The sequence below is a fragment of the Vibrio sp. EA2 genome, from assembly GCF_033042495.1.
In the GTDB taxonomy this organism is placed as follows: Bacteria; Pseudomonadota; Gammaproteobacteria; order Enterobacterales; family Vibrionaceae; genus Vibrio.
In genome coordinates this window covers 1-22,645 of the sequence record NZ_JAWLID010000012.1, presented here as the reverse complement: position 1 = coordinate 22,645, position 22,645 = coordinate 1, and the positions used below count along the sequence as shown (strand labels likewise).

Genomic DNA, 22,645 nt, shown 5'->3' with positions numbered 1-22,645 from the left:
ATTATCCTCCTATGATGACGTGGTAGCCTTGTGCCGTAACATGCTGGCGTATGCTTTCCACCTCTGATTTACTAGGAACTGGAACGTCTTCGAGTAGATACTCCATCCCCAAGGTTTGGTATTTGTTTGCGCCATATTGATGAAATGGCAGCAAATGAATTTCGCTGAGGTTGTACGGGTGCAAGAAGTTGAGCACCTGGTCAGTGTTAATTAGGTCCAAGGTGTAACCTGGGATAAGAGGTAGGCGAGGGATGACGTTAGTCCCTTGTTCTACCAATTGTCGGAAGTTGTCTAAAACCAGTTCCAGATTAATCCCAATTACGGTTTTGGCGCGTTGCGGGTCCATGATTTTAAAGTCAAACAGTATTTCATCACACAAATTCCCTATTTTGAGTAGTTGTTTGGTGTTGCCATGCCCCGACGTTTCAATCGCGGTTCTGAACCCCATCGACTTCAATTTGCTGAGTAACTCAATAGCAAACTTAGGCTGAGTTAACACCTCACCACCTGATAAAGTAATGCCGCCATTCGAGGTGTTGAAGAACACGTCATCCTTGGTTACTTCTGCGAGAACTTCATCTAAGGTCATCTCTGTTCCCACTTGCTCCCAAGCGCCACTAGGACACTCATCGACATCCATATCACAGGTATCACAATCAATGCACTTGGATTCTCGGCGGAGGTAAGTCGTGCGGTGCGATCGCGACTCAGGATTCGCGCACCAAGGACAGCTTAATGGGCAGCCTTTAAAGAACACGACGGTACGGATACCAGTACCGTCGTGCAGCGAGTAGCGCTGGATATTGAATATCCGGCCACTGCTCGCATGATCTTTTGGCATTGAATTACAGCTCATGTGCGGTTCGGCGAATGATGTCATCTTGAATCTCTTTGGATAATTCAACAAAGAACGCACTGTAGCCTGCAACACGAACGACCAGCCCTGCGTAATCTTCTGGTTTTTGCTGCGCTTTCTTAAGCGTTTCTGCATTCAGTACGTTGAACTGAACGTGCTGCAGTTTCAGTTTCATAAACGCGCGCAAGAAGTCAGATAGTTTGCTTAGTCCTGATTGACCTTCTAGGGTTGCAGGAGTGAACTTAACGTTGAGCAGACTGCCGTTAGAAAGTAGGTAGTTGTCGAGCTTACTTACTGATTTCAGTACTGCTGTAGGGCCAAGCTGATCTTTACCTAGCATTGGTGAAAGACCACCATCAGCAAGTTGCTCACCGGCTAAACGGCCATCAGCAGTAGCGCCAACAACAGCCCCTAGCGGTACGTGTGCTGAAACGGTGTAAGAGCCTGGAGTAAACTGACCGCCACGAGGGTTGTCATATTTCTCTACCTCTTTACAGAACAGGCGCAATAGCTCGGAACCTAGGTTGTCGACCTCGTCAATATCGTTACCATACTTTGCGTATTTGTTCATTAGGCGAGTGCGAATTTTGTCGCCTTCAGGAACATCGAAGTTGGCGTTTAGCACGTCGATAAACTCAGCAAAGCTCAGACGCTGCTCTTCAAATACAAAGCGTTTTAACGCCTGTAGTGAGTCTGATAGGTTGGCAATACCGATACCTTGTACACCAGAGAAATTATAGCGAGCGCCGCCGTAAGTGATGTCTTTTCCGTTCTCGGTACAATCGCTAATAAACGATGACAACAGTGGTACTGGAGCCCAGTCACGGTGGCCAATATCACAGATGTTCGAGCCTTCTACCATCAGTTTTACATAGCGCTTGATGTCATTGCGAATTTGCTCAACCAAGCTATCAAAACTGATGTCTGGGTTGAATTGATTGCGTTGCATGGTCAGTTCCATCACCTTGAGCAGGTTGAACATCGCAATGTCATGCAGGCCGTAAGTCTTGCCTGGGATAGATAGTTCAACACAACCAACCACTGAGTAATCACGCGAGTCTTCTAGTGAAACACCACGGTTTAGGAAGGCTGGAACTACGACCTCATCGTTGAAGATCTGTGGGATACCCGTACCAAGGCGAATAGTCTCAGCGGTTTTCATTAAGAAGCCGCGATCAATGAATTCGTTAACGCGTACACCAAGGTTTGGCTGTGGAAGCTGCACACTTTGATACGCGTCTAAACATAGGCTAGAGAGGATGTTAACCGCACTTTTACCTGTGTCAGTCAGCCCACCAAGCAAAATGGTGTAACCGGTAGGGAAACCCGCGAAGAACTTAGCACTGCCAGAAGAGCGCAGCAGTACTATATCATTGGTTTTAATCCATAGACTTTCTAAAAGCTCTCTCAAAAATGCAGGAGATTCGCCAGCATCAATAGACGCTTGATAGAACGGCATCATGTATTGATCAAAGCGACCTAGAGACAGCGAACTAGCATTAGATTCGTATTGCAGAACAATGTTCATGTACCAAAATAGCTGGCACGCCTCGTAGAAACCTTGCGGTTTACTGATGGCGATTTTCTGCGAAATGTTAGCGATCTTGGCCAGTTCTGCCTTGCGCTTCGCGTCATCACACTCATCTGCCATCTTCTGTGCGAGATCAGCGTAGCGGTAGATATGACGGATTGAAGCTTCTAGCAATAGCACGACAGATTGATAGAACTCATTGTCTGGGTTGCTTAGCGCTAGGCCCTGCATTTCATCTAATAATGAACCTAAGCCGTTCTCTAGCAAACGATCAAAGTCGATGATGATATGGCCTTGGCCTTTATCTGTCTGATTGACGCTAAAGATCTTCTGCGCCACGGCATCTTTGACTTCGGATGGGATTTGCGCGTTGATAAAGTCTTTCATCGAGCGTTCTGACCAGTAAGCCAGTAGCTTGTCACGGTAAACGACTTTATCTTGCTCTGAGATAAAAAACTTATCTTGAGGCCGGGTAGCGAAGATATCTAGCTCTTTCTCAATCCAGTATGGGTCCATCTCTGGAGAGGCAATACCCGAACGAGCTTTCACTGTGCGGTTACCGGCTATTAGCTCATCTTCGCGAATAGAAATGTCGACATTGTCGAGAACATAAGCGGTGGCTTTTGCACGACGAATAAGCGTGTGTTCACCTACTGTCGTTTTATGGCTTTCTGTGTAAAGTAATGCGCGTTCAAGTGAGATTTCACGTTGTGATTCAAACAGTGCTGACTTGAGGCGTTCAATTCTTGGGGTGCTCATTTACGTGGCTCCTTGCATTACCAGTAATACAGTTGTTGAGCGTTTTGAGTTTTTGAATATCTATGACTAAGTCACCGGATGCGGATTTCTCAGCGACGGTCACTTTGGTATCACTACTCATGGGGTTTTAGACGTCCCCTCCAAGCTGGAGGGGAGCGAGTCTATAGAGGAAGTTGCTTTTAATGCTATCTTAAGCAGTTACGTTTGCTAGATGCGCTTCAATCTTATTCATTAATGCTGCTGCTCGCTTAACCGCATCGCTGACACCGATGCGAACCACAGTTTTACCTTCAAAACGTTCGCTATTTTTGATATCGATGTCTTTGGTTAGGATAACGATGTCAGCGGCTTCAATTGCTGCAGCCGTCAGCTCATTTTCGGTGCCGATTGAGCCCTGAGTTTCCACTTCACATGTCCAGCCTTTTGCTTTTGCTGCGGCGTCGATCGCTTCAGCTGCCATGTACGTATGCGCTACACCTGATGGGCACGCTGTTACTGCTACGATACTAGTCATAATTTAGTTCCTTAACTTTGAGTCTCGAGAGCAAGGCGTTAAGTATTAGAGAGTGCGCCTTGCAAATCTTGATAGGTTTTAGTGATTAACCGATTTTAATATCTAGGTCTAAGTCGTCAGATTCTTCGTTTGTCTCTTCACGCACTGGGCGACGTGCCTTTAGGAAGTTAACCATTAGAGCTGTGACGATTGAGCCAACTGCTAGTGCTACGATGAACCCGATGCGGCCATCAACAACTGGCAGAACAATCAACCCTGCCCAAGCTGCGTAGCTTTCAACACCAATTACTGCTGCAATTACAGCGCCAGCCGCTGTGCCGACCATAACAGATGGGATAACGCGTAGTGGGTCACCTGCCGCGAATGGGATTGCACCTTCAGTGATACCCATAGTACCCATTAAGATTGATGCGCGGCCGGCCTCTTGTTCACTTGAATCGTACAGTTTTTTGTTGAAAAAGGTTGCTAGCCCCATACCGAGAGATGGAACCGCCACTGCAACAGAAGAGATGCCCGCTACATTGTAGATGCCTTCACCGACACATAGGATAACGAAAGCGTAAGCTACCTTGTTCACGGGACCGCCCATGTCGAAGGCAATCATACAGCCCATGATGATAGCGAGTACCACGATGCTTTCGTTTTGCATACTTTTCAGGAAGTCAGTTAGCGAGGCTGTTGCTGCACCAATAGGCTCACCAATACCCCATACAATTGCCCCTGCAGTGATGAAGGTACCTATGATTGGAATAACAAAAATAGGCATTATAGAGCGAGCAAACGCGGGTACTTTTATCTTCTTCAAGTAGAAGACGACGATACCACCCAGTAGACCAGCGAAGATCGCACCGAAGAAGCCAGTGTTGTACATGTTAGCGCCAATAAAAGCGGCGATGGCAGAAGGTGCTAGCGCTGAACGGTCTGCGATGGAGTAACCGATGTAAGCGGCGAGGATTGGTACCATAAGTTGGAAACCGGCCACGCCGATAAAGAACAGGTCGTGTAACCATGTCCCTTCCTCTGGAACGGCACCTTCACCATACATCATAACTGACGCAGCAAGTAAGATACCGCCAGCGACCACAAATGGTATCATATGAGATACGCCAGTCATCAGATGTCTTCTGGTGTCCTTCAAAATTGTGATTAAATCGTTCATAGACCTCTCCTTGGGTCAAATTGTTTTTGTAGAATCTGTTTCACGTTGGTATAGCTGCCCAGGCTTTGAATCTAATATAGTGAGCATTTGTGCTGTCTAGTTAGAGGATTTTTATGCTATTTACTGGATAATTGTTAGGGTGGAGGCAAAGTTTGATCTCCATCTACATTTTTGTCCAGATTAGCGCTAGATACTCTTGTTATAGTTTTTGGTTTTTAAAAACAACAGTTTATGTTTTTAGTTTCTGGTTTTTTTATCACTTTAAGTGTTCTGGTTCACAAAACAGATAGTAAATTTGATTTCGTTCACACTTAGTTTTAGACAATACAAAAATCCAGTAATTAGTGTTTTTGTCCAATGGCTGGAGTGCGACGATTTGTTATTGTTGTTACATCAACTCGGGCCTATCGCCTAGCAGTACAAGGACAATATGTAATGAAAACTTTCTCTTTCTCTTGTGAGCTACCAAATGGTGTTCACGCTCGCCCAGCGAGTCATGTCGAAGTGCTTTGTAATCAATTTTCTTCTGACATTACTTGGCAAAATAAACGCACAGGTATGAGTGGTAACGCAAAGAGCGTTCTCTCTCTTATTGGTACTGATACGCTTCTTGGTGATGAGTGTTTAATTACCATTGATGGTCAAGATGAAGAGTCTGCCATTAACCAACTTAAACAGTTCATCGTTAATGAGTTCCCACACTGTGACGCACCGTTGCATAACAATGAGAGTGCTGACGATGCTGAACTAGCACCGCTACCGCGTAACTTTTCAAATCTAGAAGTGGCACACGAGCGTGGCCGTGCAGTGAGCGAAGGTATTGGTCGCGGCACCCTTACTATTATGGGTGCGGTAAACTTCGACAGTCTAGACAATCTTCCACCTGCGTTAGCGCTCAGTGAAGAGCAACTGCAAATGCAAAATGGGTTGGAGTCAGTGATTAAGTCGATTTCAATTCAACTCAAAGCCGCTGAACATACCGAAGGGGAAGTGCTAAAAGCTCACCTTTCAATCGCTAAAGACAAAGAGTTTCAGCAAACCATCACAGGTAACTTGAGTGAAGGTCAAAGTTGTGCAGATGCTATCATCGCAACAGCAAAACACTTTGGCGAGATGATGAAGAACTCGTCTAGCAGCTACATGCGTGAGCGTGAGTTAGACATCCGCGATGTTTGTTATCAACTACTGCAAAGCATCTATGGCGATGAACGATTTGCTAGTCAAACTCAACTGAATGAGCCAACGGTATGTCTGGCTGATGATCTAACGCCAAGTCAGTTCCTTGAGCTAGACAAATCTCTTCTTAAAGGGTTGATTCTATCTCATGGCGGTAGCACTTCGCACACTGTCATCTTGGCGCGCTCTTTCGCTATCCCGACGATTGTTGGTTTAGATGCGGCTAAGTTAAGTGAGTTTATGGGTAAGCAGGTGATTGTGGATGGTCACTTAGGTGCGGTAGTGACAGATATTACTGAACCTGTAGAGCGTTACTATGCTCAAGAGCAAAAAGTAAAAGAGATTGTGGCTACACGCCAAGCAAAATACCGCGACCTAGCAGCGACAACTGCCGATGGCAAAGTGTTAGAAGTAGCAGCGAACATTGCTCACTCAGTGGAAGCGCCACAAGCCTTTGCTCACGGGGCGGAAGCGGTAGGTCTGTTCCGTACTGAAATGCTCTATATGGACAGAACATCTGCGCCAGATGAGAACGAACTGTACAACATATTCTGTCAGGCTTGTGAAGCGGCGAATGGCAAATCTATCATTATCCGTACCATTGATATTGGTGGCGATAAGCCAGTGGATTACCTCAATATCCCAGCTGAAAACAACCCATTCTTAGGCTACCGTGCGGTTCGTATCTACCCTGAGTTTATTGAGATGTTCAAAACTCAACTGCGTGCCATCTTACGCGCTTCGGCTCACGGTAACTTGAAGATTATGATTCCAATGATCTCATCAATGGAAGAGATCCTTTGGGTGAAAGATGTACTAGCAGAAGTGCGCCAAGAGCTGCGCAAGGAAGAAGTACCTTTTGCCGAGCGTGTGCCACTAGGCATAATGCTTGAAGTTCCTTCAGTTGCTTTCATCATCGATCAGTGCTGTGAAGAGATTGATTTCTTCTCAATTGGTTCAAACGACCTGACTCAGTACCTGATGGCGGTTGACCGTGACAACGCTAAGGTTGCCAAAAACTATAACAGCTTGAACCCTGCATTCTTGCGCACCCTTGACCACGTAGTACGTGAAGTACATCGCCATGGTAAGTGGATTGGCTTGTGTGGTGAGCTAGGTGCGAAAGGTTCAGTTCTGCCGCTATTGGTCGGCTTAGGCTTGGATGAAATCAGTATGAGTGCGCCAAGTATCGCAGCAACTAAGGAGCGAATTTCTAAGCTTGATAGTCGTGAATGTCGCCAACTGCTTAACCGCGCGATGGAGTGTCGTACTGTTCAGGAAGTCGAGCATGTTCTTGCTCAGTTCCGCATGACTCAAACCGAGGCGCCTATGGTGTCGAAAGACTGCATCAGCCTTGATCGAGATCTGCGTAGCAAAGAAGAAGTGATTAAGACACTTGCCGACAACTTGTTTATTACTGGCCGTTGTCGTTACCCGAATAAATTGGCTGACGACTTGTGGGCGCGTGAGGATGTGTTCTCTACTGGATTAGGGTTTGGTTTTGCTATTCCTCATACCAAGAGTGAGCATATTGAGCAGTCGGCAATTAGCGTGTGTCGTTTAGCGAAACCAATTGCTTGGGGTGATGAAGAAGCACAGTTCATCATCATGTTGACTCTGAATAAACACGCTGCTGGTGACCAGCATATGAAGATTTTCTCTAAACTTGCGCGCAAAATTATGCATGCAGACTTTAGGGAGCAGTTAATGACTGCAAGCAGTGATACTCAAGTAGAAGCACTGTTGAAACAAGAGCTTGAGCTCGCATAAGTTACCCCCGCTTATATTTTTTGGCTGTGGCGCTCTCCGGAGTCACAGCCTTTTTTATAAGGATCATTTGATGGAAACAATTAAAGTCGGTTTAGTTGGCTTCGGTATTTCGGGGCAGTGTTTTCAAGCGCCAATTATCAGCGATTGTCCACAGTACGAGCTTAAGGCGGTTGTCTCTAGCAACGAAGAGAAAGTAAAAGCTCAACTTCCTAATGCAGAGGTTTATCCGAACCTCGAAACCATGCTTGAACGCGCCGACATTGAACTTGTCGTGGTCTCGACACCTAATCACTTACATGTGCCACAGGCTATGGCATCACTACAAGCGGGTATGCATGTGGTGGTAGAAAAGCCGTTTTCCGTGTCATACCAAGAGGGTAAAGCGCTGCTAGATATTCAGGCTACCTCGGGCAAGGTACTGACGGTTTATCAAAGTCGTCGGTTTGATGGCGACTTTATCACTATCAAAAAGCTGATTAGTGAAGGCAAGCTCGAAGGTATTCATACCTTTTATTCCAGCTACAACCGATATCGCCCAGAGGTCAAAGTTCGTTGGCGAGAACAAGACGTTCCTGGCGCCGGCATTCTTTATGATTTAGGCGCACATTTAATCGATCAATCCATCGCGCTGTTTGGCACCCCAGATGAGGTGACAGGCATATTGCGTAATCAGAGACTGGGAGCAGAGGCTGTCGACCACTTTCACTTAGTGCTCCACTATCCTGAGCGCGAAGTGATTGTCCATGGCAACTGCTTGAGCACGACAGAAGGGCCAAGATTCCAGATTTTTGCCAACAATGGCAGCTTGATTAAATATGGCATGGACAGCCAAGAGGACTTCCTGCGCGAGAAGAAAGGGCCGAGCACTCCAGGTTGGGGTAGCGAAAGCGAAGATCTTTATGGTCAGTATACAGATGTAAACGGTGTTAAGAGTCTTATTGCGACCGAACTCGGTTGTTATCAAAACTTCTATCATCAATTGGCCGATACTATTCGTCACGGTCATCCTGAGTCCGTTCCAGCACAAGAAGCTTTAAGTGTTATTGCTGTGATAGAAGCGGCTTATTTAAGTGCTAAAGAGAAGCGTCGAGTGAAATTACAGGAGCTACTATGATTACCGATCTAAACCAACTGTTGGCGCAAGAAGCGGAACTACAGTTCGAAGCGTTTAACAACCAAAATGCCTGGGAGCTGGGCAGCTTGATTAAAAGCCGTGCTGAGGCGAAACAGGTCAACGTAGCGATCGAGATCGTCCGTAACGGCCATCGTTTGTTTAGTTTTGCCATGCCTGACACGGCTCGTGACAATCAATGTTGGATTGAGCGCAAGCGCAATGTGGTCGACCGTTACGAGCATAGCTCTTGGTATATGGGTCAATACTACAAGGCAAAAGGCAAAACCATTGATCAAGCATCCTTAGTGGATGCCAAAGAGTTTGCTCCCTACGGTGGTAGTTTTCCTTTGATTATTCGAGGCGTAGGTGTGGTTGGTTCTATCTCAGTATCTGGCCTTCCTCAGTATGAAGATCACAAGTTAGTGGTAGATACCATTACTGAGTATCTGGCAGGTGAAAGGGTGTAACTATGGACATATTACAAAGGGCACGTGATGTAATCGCCCAAGAAGCGGCTGCTATTGCTAGTATCGAAGTTGATGATAACTACGAGAAGGTGGTAAGGCTAATCTTAGAGTGTGACAGTAAAGTCATTACCACTGGGATAGGTAAGGCGGGATTGATTGCAAAAAAGATGGCTGCGACGTTAAGTTCAACGGGTAGTCCGGCTGTGTTCCTCCACGCAGCGGAAGCCGCTCATGGTGATCTTGGCATCGTCAATAGCAACGATATCCTTATCGCCTGTTCAACCAGTGGTAAATCGCGTGAGGTGATTGAGATCTTAGAGTTGGCTCGCCACCTTGGCGTCCGACACATTGTTGGTATTACCTCGCATCCAGACTCAGAGCTTAGAGCGCATTGTGAATATGTGCTAAACATGGGGCAGCACAAAGAGGCGTGTCACCTAAACCTAGCACCTACAACCACAATCGCCGTGATGCTGGCGATTTGCGATGCGATTTCAGTGTCTGTTTCACAAGCAAAAGGGTTTACCAAAAAAGAGTACGGCCTTAGGCACCACGGCGGCTACTTAGGAAGAGCGTCGCGAACCAACAACAATTGATTGCGTGACATCTCAATATTAGCAAGATCGCACATTTCTCTAGTTTATCGAACATCTAACCTACATATCGCAGCGCGTTGATAACTTAAACTATTTACAAATCCATAACAATTCATGCTTTGGGGCGCTTGCCCCTTGAGGTTGAGATTCCTTAACCAAGTATATTCCATATAAGGAGGGCAATTTGAATCCGATAAAATGGGTTAGCGTGACTCTAAATCCTGCGATAGACCTGTCTGCTGAAGCGGAAGATTTTTCGGTTAATCAAGTTAATATCGTCAAAGAGCAGCACCGCTGCGCCGCCGGCAAAGGGATAAATGTCGCTAAGGTGATGTCAGATCTTGGTGCATCAGTCACTTTGACAGGGTTCCTTGGCCACAACAATCAAGAGTTGTTTGATGAGATGTTTGACGCTAGTGGGCTAGATGCGCAGTTTGTTAGCGTGGATGGGACCAACCGAACCAATATCAAAGTCCACGCTAGTAACGGAGAAACAACCGACATTAATTTTGGTGGCTTTTTCGTATTGCCTAATGATATCGAACGGCTTCATCGCAAGCTTTTAGAGCTGGCTAGCGACCATGACGGGTTTATTTTCGCCGGTAGCCTGCCTGAAAATATTGATGAAAGCGTAGTTACTAGTTGGATGCAAGAACTAAAACATCTCGGCAAAAAGGTCGTTCTTGATAGCAGTAAAGCCATGCTCAAAGCGGGTGTTTCTGCCCAGCCCTGGTTGATTAAGCCTAACGAAGTAGAAGCCTCTGAACTTCTTGGCCGTGCAGTTGACTCAATCGAGGATGGCGTCACTGCCGCCCAAGAGTTAGTAGAGTTTGGTATTGATAATGTTCTAATTTCTATGGGTGAGAAAGGGGTAATTTGGGCGACTGAAACAGAAGTATTACTTTCGACGCCTCCGACGGTTGAACCTGTCAGCACCGTTGGGGCTGGTGACTCTGTGGTCGCGGCATTCTGTTGGGCGAGTCAGTTTGACAATCCACACAGGCAGATTGCGAGTGCGACAGCGATAGGAGCCTTGGCGGTATCTCAAGTGGGGGTTGGCGTTGCCTCGATTAATTTACTTGATGAAATGCTCAAGCAAGTTCTTGTACGGCAATACGTGTTGTAAATGACATATGGGGCCAAGTATGACATTAAGTGATCTTGCTAAGTTAGCTGGAGTGTCTAAAACGACGGCGAGTTATATATTAAGCGGCAAAGGTGACCAATATCGAATCAGTTTACCCACGCAGAACAAAGTATGGGCATTAGCTGAGCAGCATAACTATCGACCTCATATTACTGCTAGAGCGTTACGTGGCGGCCGAAGTCAACTGGTTGGCGTTGTATTACCTAACCTTTACGAGCCAAAGGCAATGACATGTTTGGCGAGAATAGAAAAACTCTCCCGAGAACTTGGGTATCGTCTTCTCGTCAGCTGCAGTGAATCCTCAGATACGAGTGCGGAAGATTTGTATCGCGATATGTTGCTGCACGTCGATGTTGCGGTCTTGATAACTCAAAAACAAAACGAGTTAGGCCTACAAACTGAGGTGCAAGTGCAATATCCAAGAGCAGACCAACAGACCATTAAGTTGATGGAAGCTACTATTCGTAAAAAGGAAAATAGCAGTGACTTCGCTATTCTAAAGCGGTCAATTGGATAGCATTATTCCTAATAACAGCTGTGTCACAGAACACAAATTAGTGTTCAAAAATACTATCGAGTGAAGATTTGTACTATTCCCGCAGGATGAATTTGTTGTTCAAATGGAAGTAGAAACAGTATTTAAATCATTATCATAAGTAGAGGTGAATTATGATCACAACGACAGTATTTCCTGGACGCTATGTTCAAGGTAAAGGTGCAAGAAAACTTCTTGGTGAAGAGCTTCAACGGTTTGGAGACAAAGGTTTGATCATTTGCGACCCGTTTGTGTATGACAATATCTTGCCCGAGTTTGAATTCCATTTAAGCCAAGTGGAGGTGGATATAGTCTCTTTTTCTGGAGAGTGTTGTGATCAAGAGATTTCTCGATTAGTCGATCGCTTAAAGAGCAGAGGTGGACAGTTTGTAGCGGGTCTTGGTGGCGGGAAAACCATTGATACAGCTAAAGCAGTCGCGCACTTTGCTGAAGTAGCGGTCGCTGTTGTACCTTCTCTCGCTGCCAGCGATGCGCCATGTAGCGCGCTTTCGGTTATTTATACACCGCAGGGTGAATTCGATCGTTATTTGATTCTGCCACAAAACCCTAACCTTGTTTTAGTCGATAGTGAAGTTATTGCTAAAGCACCAACCCGCTTGCTCGTCGCTGGAATGGGCGATGCACTAGCAACGTGGTTTGAAGCCCAGTCATGTCAGCAAAGCTTTTCCACCAATATGACGGGTCGACTAGGCTCGATGTCAGCGTATGCACTGGCTGAACTCTGTTACAACACTTTGCTTGAGTACGGTCAATTGGCCAAAGTATCCAATGATGAAGGGGTCGTAACGTTGGCACTTGAACGTGTGGTTGAAGCTAACACACTACTTAGCGGTTTGGGCTTTGAAAGCGGTGGTCTTGCTGCATCACACGCTATTCATAATGGTCTAACTGTCTTAGAGCCTACCCATCAATATTTGCATGGTGAAAAGGTTGCGTTTGGAGTTCTCACTTCACTGTTTCTAACCGGTAAAGATCCGCAGACTATCGCGAAGGTCTATCAGTTCTGCGAGATAGTTGGTTTGCCGACTACTTTAGCGGATATTGGCTTGGAGAGTGTTGAAGATGAGGATTTACTTCGCATTGCACAAGCAGCGTGTGCACAAGGTGAAACGATTCACAACGAACCTAACCCAATCAATGTGGATTCTGTTGTTGCGGCAATTAAGTCTGCCAACGCAGAAGGACGTCGGCGTAAAGCTAACCAATAAGAACAAAACACAATCGATATTCTAGCGGTATTAACTACTATTTAATCTATTCATCTTACTTGTGAACGAGATGAGGCTCTACTTTTAGCTGTCTCTTATACACAAGTCCCCAAGCCATGGCTTGGGGACATTCTTGAACTAATTCTATGTTTCATGATCTATATAGAACCGACCCTTCGGGCACAGAAGCAATTCGGTCAAGCCCACCTCAATAACTTAAGACGCACGCAAAGACTCGTTGCTCTAGCAGCCTCACTTGCCGAGCAACCTGGCGTACCAGTCTCGAAACTCATAATCTACTCTGCTGATATGGAAGGGGCTTATCGCTTTATCCGTAATGAGCAAATCAAAACAGAAGATATCGCAGAAGCTGGCTTTTATGTCACAGTACAAGAGACTTTAGTGTAACAAACGTCAGGCTCCGAAACGAGGATGGCTTCAAATCGAGTCTAATAGTAATTAGTCGCACAATTATTGGAGGGCGTTCAGTATTGTTGTTTTCTTGCTGATACTGCTTTCTGAAATGGGGCTCTATGCTCAGAGGCAATCAGCGTGCCATTATTTCGAAAAAGATAGTTTAAACAGCTTTCCTGCAAGAAAGCTGTATCTCTAGTTCTAATGCGATGTTTGAGGCGTTCAAGGAACCTAATTTGGTATTGTGGTGTTACGTGTATTTCTCTCAATCAGGGTTTTAAAATCAAGAATTTTTCTCTGATTTCTGAGCTTAGTCATGGCTTGAGCGTCATCCACTACACAAATCCCAGCGGCGGTGTTTTGACAAAATTTCGAAGCGAGGCAGCGCACCTCTATGACGGCGGCTTTATCGCGACGATGCGCTTGTAAAGTCAGGAGCGATTTCGATTCGTCATAATCAATAAACTCGTAGTCGCGGAACAGTAAAGCAAAACTCACCGCCGCTGCTTCGACGTCTGTAGCGGGAACGGTGGCGTAATGGCTTCGGGTGATAGGAACGGAGTGAATTGAGAAATCCTCATTGAGTAACACCGATAAATTTGGGTGCATGTCAGCAATATGGCCTTGAATGTAGTCTCTGCGTATATCTTGATAAAATTTCTGGTATTGGAAGTACGAGAGCGTAATGCCGTGGTTAATATCCCATTTGTTATCTCGCAGTAAATCGCTAAAACAATAATCATCAATCTTCAACAGTTGCTTGAAGTTGTCAAAACCACCCAACGTCCGTTGGATTTGTTTTTGGCTCACCCCACGTTCGAGCAGGTCAGTTTCATTGAGATACGGTTCAGTGCGTAATATCGTGGTGACCAGTTCAATTAGACCGATGTCCACGGCACTGATGCCTTGCATCAGAAGCGGTGCAAAGTAGTCTGAGTGGGAGTAAGCCAGACCGTCATCGAGTGCAGAAATGACGCTGAGGCGTATTGGGTTAGTCATCATCATGGTTAAACTCCTAATTAAGAGAAAAGGGGACGTGTCAGTATTGGGGTAGTGTCATAGCCTCGATAGGTCAGCCAGCGGAAGTAAAAACGAATGGCGTCGATACGCTGTTTTTGCTCTTTGTGGCATATGTTCGATTGGCAGAGTGCCTTACGATATTGGCGAATGTCTCGCGTCTGTATGTATAACCTTCCATTGCTGTTGGAGTGGTTGCCATCAACGAAGCGTAAAAACTGATGAAGGTAGTCTGCAATCTGATTGAGCCTGAATCGAGACATCCCTGAATGCTCGCGCTCTTCCATCAATTCATTTAACCAGCTGAAGTATGGAAAACGAATGTCCTCTTCTGCAATGCTCAAGTCGAGAGGGGGCAAAGTTGGGAAATCGTCTGTTGACGGTTTGTGTTTGTAAGCACGAATCACAGGAAAATGTTTAGCCATTAAATGGATTTGCACTAATAATTGCTGACTCAATGACAGAAAGTCGGGAAGGTCATGGGGGATGTTTTGGAAAAAGCATTTAGCTTGTAAGAACACTGCTTTCGCTCTGCTTATTGCATGTTGCGGTTCATCTGTTTTCAGTGCCACAAAATAATGAGACCTAGTGTGGCCTGAGATTCTTAAGGATAATGGCGGAGTGATTTTGACTTGATAAATGCCATGCTGATTGGTGGAGATATGATGGGCGCGAAGCTGGTGGTGTTGTTTTATTCCGATGTTTTCATTTTGATGAGTCACGGTTTGGCGTCCCTTTCGACGTAAACGGTGCAGTGTTTGCATTTCACCAAAGCGTGGATGTTCGCTGATGGGTTTCACTTCTAATTGGCTTAAGTGAGTTTGATGTAAGTGTGAATGCGACATGAAGACTATCCTTCTTAGCTGAATTTAGGGTGCAGAAAGCTGCACCCTAAACTGGTTGAGGGTGTCATAAGTGACGGTGAGTTAATTAGTTGGAGCTAAGCCGTTTAGGCTCAGCAGTAATACCTCAGGTAGAGGTGGGTTATCACGCGCTCCGTCTACACTCGGTACGGTACTGTCCTGCAATGGAATAGTATTTACCTGTCGATTCGACGATATATTCACTCCAGTACTGATGAATCTCATATCGCTCATTGAGATACAACGCACTGTTGTATGAGGCACGAGTAGAATTTGCATCCAAATGAGCAAGACACATTTCGATGGCATCTACTTTGAAGTTAGTGCTCTCGTTGAGGTAGGTGCTTGCGATGCCTCGGAACCCATGGCTGACTAAGCGTCCTTTTAACGTGGTGAGATTTAATGATGAATTCACTGCATATGGACTAATGTGTGGAAATTTAGTGTTCTGTTTATCAGACGGAAATACATGCGCCTGGTCCCCTGAAATAGGCCTCATAAACGCCAATAAGCCAAGCGTGTATTCGTTCAGGGGAACGAGATGCTCACGCCCACCTTTAGTGTAAAACTTAGGCACCGTCCAAAGCTTCAACTTAAAGTCAATGTCACACCATCGCATCGCGGCGAGTTCAAACGCACGTGTCATCGTGTGCAGTTGCATTTCAAACGCGCAGCGAGTGACTAATTTCATATTGTGGTTTGACATGGTAGCCATTACCTCTGCTAACTCATTTGGAGGGACAGCGGGCATATGCGTTACTTTTGGTTTAACAAACTCATGTTTGATATATGCTAAGCAGTTACTCTTGATATAGTTTCTATTAAGAGCAAAATACATGACTTGATTAACAAAAGTACAAGCGCGTTTTACGTTTTCTAGTTGTCCTTTTGCTTGAAGTGGTTTGATGACTTCAATTACGGCGGTTGTGGTAATAAAGCTCAGCGGTATGTGGCCTAGCTTTGGGTATAAATGACGCTTCAAGAACAAGCGCTTTCGATGACTTGTTCTCACCTTATTCATAATGCGCTTGATTTCTTCTTCACCAAAATCTGTACCATTAATTTCTGCTTCCTTTTGAGCTTCTTCAAGTAACTTTTTGCGAGTAGTCGTCTCTTTTCCTTCGTCTCGTTCAAGCATAAGCTCGGCTACCGACTCAAAGGTAAGCTCACTGACAATGGCACCGTCAAGTTTTTGCTTATCACGATAGATTTTCGGGTCAATGTTATTTGCCATCTGTTCACGAAGCTTTTCTGCTATTTTTCGGACTTCGGCGAGTGCTAGGCTAGGGTATGAACCAAGTCCGATTTTCTTACGTTTTTTTGTGCTAGAGTCTGTGTAGATAAATAACCAGTTTTTAGAGCCATTATTACGTATTCTTAAGTAAAGGTTTCCACCATCCGATAGCGTGTATTCTTTATCAGTTGGCTCTGCATTTTTAATTTTTGTGTCTGATAATTTAAAGATAGCAGCCATGCTGTTACCCTCCTTTATTTGTGTATGTCCCCTGAACTTATCAATCGGTTTAGGGGTACGCAAGGGGGTACTAGAGCTGTGAGATGTAGTGAGAAATAATGATTATGAAAGAGTATGATTCTATTTTAAATCAACTGGTTAGGTTGTTATGTAAGAGTTGGTGAGACCTAGTGAGTCGTGTCTAGGAATTCTCAAGAGGGATTCGCAACGCGTGGCATTTTCACTATGCGTTGGTTTTAGTGTTTAAGGTGGTTGCGGCGGCTTCGGTATTGCGTTGCTCACCCCTTAACAGGGCGTTAGTTTGCAAGAGGAAAAACGCAGCTATATCGCAAGATCTAGTGTAAAGGCTCAAAGTTGAAATTGTCGTATCGGCGTTCAATTTCAGTGTTAATTAACGTGGTAAAAATCCAAAATTGGCATCGTTTCAACGGTTGATTTGTTCTTTGGTGCGGCGACTTTTGGGTTAACTGAGTTGAACTTTTTTGCTGAAACTCTGCTCTTTGAGTTTGTTGGTACAAAAGCCGATTTACTCGCTGAAATGGCGTTTTCTCTGGTGTGGTAAGTTCACGTGGTTTCAGTGGCTTTGTTGAAAGTCCGCATTGTGAGATTGGTTTTTCAAAAGCGCTTTTTGGTGTTGTGAGTTCGTTTTCTGCGGCGTTGTTTGTTCCACGTGGTTTCATTGACTAGCCGCTTTGAGACTACGCCTGACTTAAGTGCATCAAAACACATAAAGTTTATTGTTTGCAAAGTTTAAAACAACGTAAAATCAGCCCTTTGGGTTTGCAAACTAACAAACTGTTCAAGAGGGATTCGCAACGCGTGGCATTTTTACTATGCGTTGGTTTTAGTGTTTAATGTGGTATGCAGCGGCTTAGGTATTGCGTTGCTCACCCCTTAACAGGGCGTTATATGCACGGGAGAGTTCAGTGGAAAAAAGAATCCGAAAAAGGGAAGTAAAAGTCTGCCCTGTAGTGCTCAGAAAATCAGGAAACTATCGTGAGTTACTGTTGTTTGAACATCCATTAGCTGAGGTTCAACTTGTTAAAGGAACACTAGAGCCGTCGGATATTTCTATTGAAAGTGCAGCTTTGAGAGAGCTAGAAGAAGAATCTGGGTTATCTAGTGTATCAAGTGCTCACTATCTCGACTGCTGGGAAAGCGGTTTTCAAAATCAACTGTGGCATTTTGTGCTTTGTGAAATAGACCAAGAACTACCGAATAGCTGGAGTTTCTTTACTCAAGATGATGGTGGGCATGAGTTTAATTTCTTCTGGCATAAAGTAGGAAGTAAGCCCGATTTTAAGTGTCATAAAGTATTCTTTGACGCCATTAAGCAAGTCGAAATTCTGTGCATATAACAAACAATTTAAGAGGGATTCCCAACGCTTGGTATTTTTGGTTCTACTTCCAATTTAGTGTTTATGGAACAATGCTTTAGGTTGGGTGGTAGCGTTGCTCACCCCTTAATTGGGCGTTATGTGCAAGTGCCAACAATTGATCAAGAGGTACTATGATTAATAAGTTAAAACTGAATCCAAATTTAGGCTTGGATCGTCAGCCTATATTTTGGATAGCTGTGTTGTTTCCCGTACTGTTAGCTGTCGGGTTGGGAATTCCTTTGTGGAGTGAGTATACATTGGAGTTTTCAGCTCCCGCTTACAGTCGTTTTATGGAACTAAGTCAGCTTCCTTTAGCTGTTAGCACGCTTTCAATCCCTTTGGGTGTTCTTGTGGGGAGAATTCATGGTACGAAGCAAACATCATTACAAATTGAAAAGACAAATCTTCAATTAAAGAACGCCCAAAAGCAGTTGCAATTAGCATACGGTGAAAACAAAAAGAAAAACTATCTCGAACATTACAGTCATTTTAAAGACTATGTTCAGAATATCGACAAACAGATATCTGTGGATGTGCTGTATCAAAATCTATTCCCTTCTGCTTCTTTGTCCAGTGGAAGCCTAGAGGTGGACATGGAGTTTATACTAAGTGTTTATAGTGATTTAGTTCGTTCACTTGGCATATATAAGGGCTTGAAAGAAGATTTGTTCGCTATTTATGATGATGAAGTTAAATTCCTAAGTGAAACGCAAATATCTGACTTCACTGAGCGAGCATTTCAAATCAATCTGCTATGCATGTCAGCCTTATCAAAAGTATCTTTAGGCTATAAATGGGAAAAGCTGGGCTGCTTAAAAGCTCAACAAGGAATTAATAAAGAAGTTATTAGCGCTTTACAGTTTTTACCTGTATCAAATGCTAGTCAATATTCAGTTGTGCACTCAGCCATTTCTATTTTCCAATTTGTTGATATTCACCATTCGGCGGGAGTTTTAGAACATTTCAGAACTCTCTCTCAGAATATAGGAGAAGAGGAGAGTGAATTGGTGTTTTTTGATACTGACAGAAATGGAAAAATTTATGGCTACACATAGTTGCACATAACAAAGCGTTTAAGGCAGATTCCCAACGCTTGGTGCTTTTACATTTTAAGTTGGGTTCAGTGTTTACGGTGTTAAGGTTTAGGTTAGGTGGTTTCGCGTTGCTCACTACTTAACGCGGCGTTATGTTCTCATCACTAAAAAGTAGATATGGGTCGAGTTTGGGGCTTTTACATACAATTGCCGTCTAAGACTCTTTCATACTGTTCGAGTGGAGGAGCATATGAAAGAGTTAAAATTAACAAACGCTGTGATTATGTTCATTTTAGGAATGGTTATCGCGGGTTTAGTGTCAAAAGGTGGTTTTTTAGGGACAGCTTTCAAATATCCATCAGACTTTATGTTCATTGTGTTTGGCGTTTTACTAGCATACCTGATTTCTGGCATTTCAATTAAGTACTTGCAGAAAGGCTATTGGAAAGAGTCAGCATTAATGTACCCAATTTATTATTATGGTTCATTTGGGCTTTTTGCAGATGGTCATCTGGCTGGTTGGACACATAGTGGCAGTATCGGTGAAAAACTAATGATGTCTCAAATATACATTTTTACGTCACTCTTTTCTGTATTTGTCCCACTTATTATCGCGGCAATATCGGCTGCTCACATTGTCCTATTAAGATCAGAGGTGAAAAAACACCGAACATAACAAAGCATTTAAGACGGATTCCCAACGCTCGGCATTTTCGGTTTGCTTCGACTTAAGTGTTTACGGCACAATGCGTTAAGTGTAATTGTCTGCGTTGCTCACCACTTAATGCGGCGTTAGTGCTCTATGAGAGGAAATAGTTTGAATATACGAAAAGCAGAGTTACGAGATTTGTCATTTTTAGTCGAGTTCACTTCAGAAGAAGCTCGTGAAGCTGAGAATGCTGTCAAGATACCCGAAACTCTAAAGCGTGGTATAGAAGCCGCACTTCGTGACCGCGATGTTGCAAGTTATTGGGTTATGACTGATGAAAATGATATTCCGATAGGTAGTGTTTCCTCGATAAGAGAATGGAGCGATTGGAATGCTGGCTATTATTGGTGGATTCAAAGCATGTACCTAAGGCCCGAACATAGAGGCAAAGGTTTAATGAGCGAGTTGATCAGATGTGTAGAGTCAGAAATGTATCGTGAAGGCGGTTTAGAACTGAGGCTATACGTACATAAAGACAATGTTGTTGCCAAGCGAGCTTACGAAAAGTCAGGATTTTCTTTGTCTGATTATCAGATTATGGTCCTGGGTAAAGAGCACTAACAAACAATTTAAGAGGGATTCCCAACGCTTGGCATTTTTGGTTCTACTTCAAATTAAGTGTTTATGGAACAAGGCTTTAGGTTTGGGTGGTTGCGTTGCTCACCCCTTAATTGGGCGTTAGCTTAAATCATTAACAAGGATGTGTAATGAGAAACAGAAAATTGATATTTGCGGCAATTATACTCATTGGTGGACCTTCATTATTGCCATTTAGCTTAGAAGTGATCTCTCTAATTGAGTTATTTGGCTTTTTGGGCTTGTGGACAATTTATTCATCCTACGCGGAATATTTGGTTAATCATCCTCGATTCAAACGAGGCTGTCGTTTAGCTACTAGTTGGGATTTTCAACCTCAAATGCTGTTTTCTCCAAGTGAGCTAAAAGCATGTCCCCAGTTAGTTTTTCATATGCTTCCAGTTCAGAGTGTGATGGTCTGGACATTGAATATTCTGTTTTGGGCTGGTCTGGCTTGGTGCTACATAATTTAAGCTAACAAATTGTTCAAGAGGGATTCGCAACGCGTGGCATTTTTACTATGCGTTGGTTTTAGTGATTAAGGTGGCATGCAGCGGCATCGGTATTGCGTTGCTCACCCCTTAACAAGGCGTTAGGTGTTACAGGGCGTTAGTGCTAGAGGAAAAATTATGGAAATGATTAAAGCATTAGAAATTATTTCAGCGTTATCAGACGGAGTTAACCCTGAAACTGGTGAAGATTTATCGGATGAAAGTTGTTTCAACCAACCACAAATAATTCGAGCTTTGTGTGTGGCAAAGCAAAAACTCGAAGCATCAATTGCTGCAGAGAAGCGCAAATCCGATTTACCCGAGAATGCTGGTAAACCGTGGAAGTCAGACGAAGATGAAATGCTGTCTAAAGGGTTTGACTCAGGTTTAAGTATTGATGAGTTATCAAATGCTCATAAAAGGACAAAAGGCTCTATTGCTTCTAGGTTAGTCCGTTTAGGTAAAGTTAATGAGCGCTCAGATGTTTATGTAAGAGAATCAACGGTATAAAAACACCTAACAAAGCGTTTAAGGCAGATTCGCAACGCTCGGCATTTTTGGTTTGAATCAGCTTTAGTGTTTACGGCACAATGGTTTAAGTAAGGTGGTAGTGTTGCTCACTACTTAACGCGGCGTTATGGCGCAGTCAGGCTTTGAAGTCAGTCGCAGCACTTCAATCACCATTCTCGATAAATTGTGCTAAAGCCTTAGAATTCAAATTGGCGTACGCATAGTGAGGTGAAGATGGATAAGGCAGAATTCATTCAAAAGCACTTAATTGAGAAGGGTGTTCCAGCAGATTTAACTAAGCCAACTGCATTTATTTGGTCTAAATACAAAGACCCTTCTCAGAAACCTTTAGTTTTTCAATCGCCTGCAAAAATACTCATAACACATGGTTTATTTATGGGGCTACTATGGGGGGCGTTGATGTGGGTGTTTTTTTGGCATTCAGAGCCAGAAAATTGGGTAACTTATCTTGTATCATCATCTCTATTTGGCATTTGTATGGGACTTATCAACGTATTTCGCACTATTAAGGCTCGAAAGCTTTTGGGTGAAACAAACTGGGAAAAATGGTGTCATCAACACTACAAGTAAAGCGCCATAACAAAGCGTTTAAGACGGATTCACAACGCTTGGCAGTTTTGGTTTTTTTTCGGCTTAAGTGTTTACAGCACAATGGTTTAGGTTTGGTGGTCTGCGTTGCTCACCACTTAACGCGGCGTTATGCGTAGCCCACAAAATCAAGCAATTAGAAGGAGTTAATGTTTATGATTACTTGTTACGTCAGGTATGTAATTGATCCAAAGAAGGTCAATGAATTCGAAGAATACGCCAGAATGTGGATTCCACTTGTTGAGAAGTTTGGCGGTCAACACAATGGCTACTTTCTGCCATCTGAAGGCGCAAACAATGTAGCTTTGGCTCTTTTTACGTTTGAAAGTTTGTCAGCTTATGAAGACTATCGTACTAAGTCTCAAAATGACCCTGAATGTATTAAAGCTTTCGAGTTTGCCGATAAAGTGGACTGCATTATCAGCTATGAGCGCAGCTTTTTTAGACCTGTGCTCGGTTAAAGAAGCTACGCATAACAAAGCGTTTAAGGCAGATTCGCAACGCTCGGCATTTTCAGTTCAAGTCGAGTTTTGTGTCTACGGTGCAATGGTTTAGGTTAGGTGGTCAGCGTTGCTCACTACTTAACGCGGCGTTAGTACTGGATGGGCATCAACAGTAAAATTTTCGGAGTTTATCGGTTTCTTTTCCTAGCTTTACACCTGGTCAAATGTGCCTTTCACGTTCTTTCCGGTGGCACTATATGCGGAGTTTTCGCT

Annotated in this window: 22 protein-coding genes and 1 pseudogene; 16 read left to right on the top strand and 7 right to left on the bottom strand. The window is 44.1% G+C overall.

All coding sequences use genetic code 11. The features are described from left to right. Nucleotide 1 precedes the first annotated feature (1 nt). The 4 genes from RXX31_RS19455 to RXX31_RS19440 all read right to left on the bottom strand — a co-directional run bounded on the left by RXX31_RS19455 (nt 2) and on the right by RXX31_RS19440 (nt 4,819). On the bottom strand, nt 2-880 hold the full coding sequence (locus tag RXX31_RS19455; protein ID WP_317591356.1) for a [formate-C-acetyltransferase]-activating enzyme: 879 nt from the start codon (nt 878-880) through the stop codon (nt 2-4). After that, the gene (locus RXX31_RS19450) at nt 846-3,146 is read right to left on the bottom strand and encodes a formate C-acetyltransferase (protein ID WP_317591355.1); all 2,301 of its coding nucleotides are present in this window, start codon (nt 3,144-3,146) and stop codon (nt 846-848) included. Before RXX31_RS19450 ends, RXX31_RS19455 begins: the two co-directional genes overlap by 35 nt. A 190-nt stretch (nt 3,147-3,336) precedes the next feature. Further along, nucleotides 3,337-3,660 (bottom strand): PTS fructose-like transporter subunit IIB, encoded by a 324-nt coding sequence (locus RXX31_RS19445; protein ID WP_317591353.1) that lies wholly within the window; start codon nt 3,658-3,660, stop codon nt 3,337-3,339. Between the two features lie 85 nt (nt 3,661-3,745). After that, the gene (locus tag RXX31_RS19440) at nt 3,746-4,819 is read right to left on the bottom strand and encodes a PTS fructose transporter subunit EIIC (RefSeq protein ID WP_274056064.1); all 1,074 of its coding nucleotides are present in this window, start codon (nt 4,817-4,819) and stop codon (nt 3,746-3,748) included. Between the two features lie 435 nt (nt 4,820-5,254). Between RXX31_RS19440 and ptsP the strand changes: the two genes are divergently transcribed. The 8 genes and pseudogenes from ptsP to RXX31_RS19400 form a co-directional block, all read left to right on the top strand. Continuing rightward, nucleotides 5,255-7,765, top strand: a complete 2,511-nt coding sequence (gene ptsP, locus RXX31_RS19435; protein ID WP_317591352.1) for a phosphoenolpyruvate--protein phosphotransferase — start codon at nt 5,255-5,257, stop codon at nt 7,763-7,765. A gap of 70 nt (nt 7,766-7,835) precedes the next feature. After that, complete coding sequence (locus RXX31_RS19430; RefSeq protein WP_317591351.1) at nt 7,836-8,879, top strand: Gfo/Idh/MocA family oxidoreductase; 1,044 nt, start codon at nt 7,836-7,838, stop codon at nt 8,877-8,879. Beyond that, a complete protein-coding gene (locus RXX31_RS19425; RefSeq protein ID WP_317591350.1) occupies nt 8,876-9,346 on the top strand; it encodes a heme-degrading domain-containing protein in 471 nt (156 codons plus the stop codon). Before RXX31_RS19430 ends, RXX31_RS19425 begins: the two co-directional genes overlap by 4 nt. 2 nt (nt 9,347-9,348) lie before the next feature. Beyond that, nucleotides 9,349-9,942, top strand: a complete 594-nt coding sequence (locus RXX31_RS19420; protein ID WP_274056060.1) for an SIS domain-containing protein — start codon at nt 9,349-9,351, stop codon at nt 9,940-9,942. A gap of 184 nt (nt 9,943-10,126) precedes the next feature. After that, the gene (gene pfkB, locus RXX31_RS19415) at nt 10,127-11,068 is read left to right on the top strand and encodes a 1-phosphofructokinase (protein ID WP_274056059.1); all 942 of its coding nucleotides are present in this window, start codon (nt 10,127-10,129) and stop codon (nt 11,066-11,068) included. Between the two features lie 19 nt (nt 11,069-11,087). Continuing rightward, entirely contained in the window at nt 11,088-11,606 is a 519-nt protein-coding gene (locus tag RXX31_RS19410) for a LacI family DNA-binding transcriptional regulator (protein WP_317591349.1), read from the top strand. Nucleotides 11,607-11,758: 152 nt separating this feature from the next. Beyond that, complete coding sequence (locus tag RXX31_RS19405) at nt 11,759-12,853, top strand: glycerol dehydrogenase (protein WP_274056056.1); 1,095 nt, start codon at nt 11,759-11,761, stop codon at nt 12,851-12,853. A 153-nt stretch (nt 12,854-13,006) separates the two neighbouring features. After that, nucleotides 13,007-13,249: pseudogene (locus tag RXX31_RS19400) on the top strand (transposase DNA-binding-containing protein); the annotation flags it as partial. Between the two features lie 249 nt (nt 13,250-13,498). On the opposite strand, the gene RXX31_RS19395 reads toward RXX31_RS19400, so the two are convergent. The 3 genes from RXX31_RS19395 to RXX31_RS19385 form a co-directional block, all read right to left on the bottom strand. Next, nucleotides 13,499-14,272: a hypothetical protein gene (locus RXX31_RS19395; RefSeq protein ID WP_317591348.1), complete on the bottom strand. Its 774-nt coding sequence runs from the start codon at nt 14,270-14,272 to the stop codon at nt 13,499-13,501. Between the two features lie 14 nt (nt 14,273-14,286). Continuing rightward, the gene (locus RXX31_RS19390; RefSeq protein WP_317591347.1) at nt 14,287-15,129 is read right to left on the bottom strand and encodes a hypothetical protein; all 843 of its coding nucleotides are present in this window, start codon (nt 15,127-15,129) and stop codon (nt 14,287-14,289) included. A 142-nt stretch (nt 15,130-15,271) separates the two neighbouring features. Then, entirely contained in the window at nt 15,272-16,621 is a 1,350-nt protein-coding gene (locus RXX31_RS19385; RefSeq protein ID WP_317591346.1) for a tyrosine-type recombinase/integrase, read from the bottom strand. Between the two features lie 926 nt (nt 16,622-17,547). On the opposite strand from RXX31_RS19385, the gene RXX31_RS19375 reads away from it, so the two are divergent. The 8 genes from RXX31_RS19375 to RXX31_RS19340 all read left to right on the top strand — a co-directional run bounded on the left by RXX31_RS19375 (nt 17,548) and on the right by RXX31_RS19340 (nt 22,390). Continuing rightward, nucleotides 17,548-17,979, top strand: coding sequence for an NUDIX hydrolase (locus RXX31_RS19375; protein WP_317591345.1), 432 nt, complete (start codon nt 17,548-17,550; stop codon nt 17,977-17,979). A gap of 152 nt (nt 17,980-18,131) precedes the next feature. After that, entirely contained in the window at nt 18,132-19,055 is a 924-nt protein-coding gene (locus RXX31_RS19370; protein ID WP_011150367.1) for a hypothetical protein, read from the top strand. Between the two features lie 229 nt (nt 19,056-19,284). Further along, nucleotides 19,285-19,710, top strand: a complete 426-nt coding sequence (locus RXX31_RS19365) for a hypothetical protein (protein WP_025543305.1) — start codon at nt 19,285-19,287, stop codon at nt 19,708-19,710. Between the two features lie 141 nt (nt 19,711-19,851). After that, nucleotides 19,852-20,304 (top strand): GNAT family N-acetyltransferase, encoded by a 453-nt coding sequence (locus RXX31_RS19360; RefSeq protein WP_317591343.1) that lies wholly within the window; start codon nt 19,852-19,854, stop codon nt 20,302-20,304. A 146-nt stretch (nt 20,305-20,450) separates the two neighbouring features. Next, nucleotides 20,451-20,792, top strand: a complete 342-nt coding sequence (locus tag RXX31_RS19355; RefSeq protein WP_317591342.1) for a hypothetical protein — start codon at nt 20,451-20,453, stop codon at nt 20,790-20,792. Between the two features lie 156 nt (nt 20,793-20,948). Beyond that, a complete protein-coding gene (locus RXX31_RS19350) occupies nt 20,949-21,320 on the top strand; it encodes a hypothetical protein (protein ID WP_317591341.1) in 372 nt (123 codons plus the stop codon). A 234-nt stretch (nt 21,321-21,554) separates the two neighbouring features. Beyond that, nucleotides 21,555-21,911 (top strand): DUF6404 family protein, encoded by a 357-nt coding sequence (locus RXX31_RS19345; RefSeq protein ID WP_317591339.1) that lies wholly within the window; start codon nt 21,555-21,557, stop codon nt 21,909-21,911. Nucleotides 21,912-22,084: 173 nt separating this feature from the next. Next, a complete protein-coding gene (locus RXX31_RS19340) occupies nt 22,085-22,390 on the top strand; it encodes an NIPSNAP family protein (protein ID WP_025572959.1) in 306 nt (101 codons plus the stop codon). Nucleotides 22,391-22,645 lie beyond the last annotated feature (255 nt).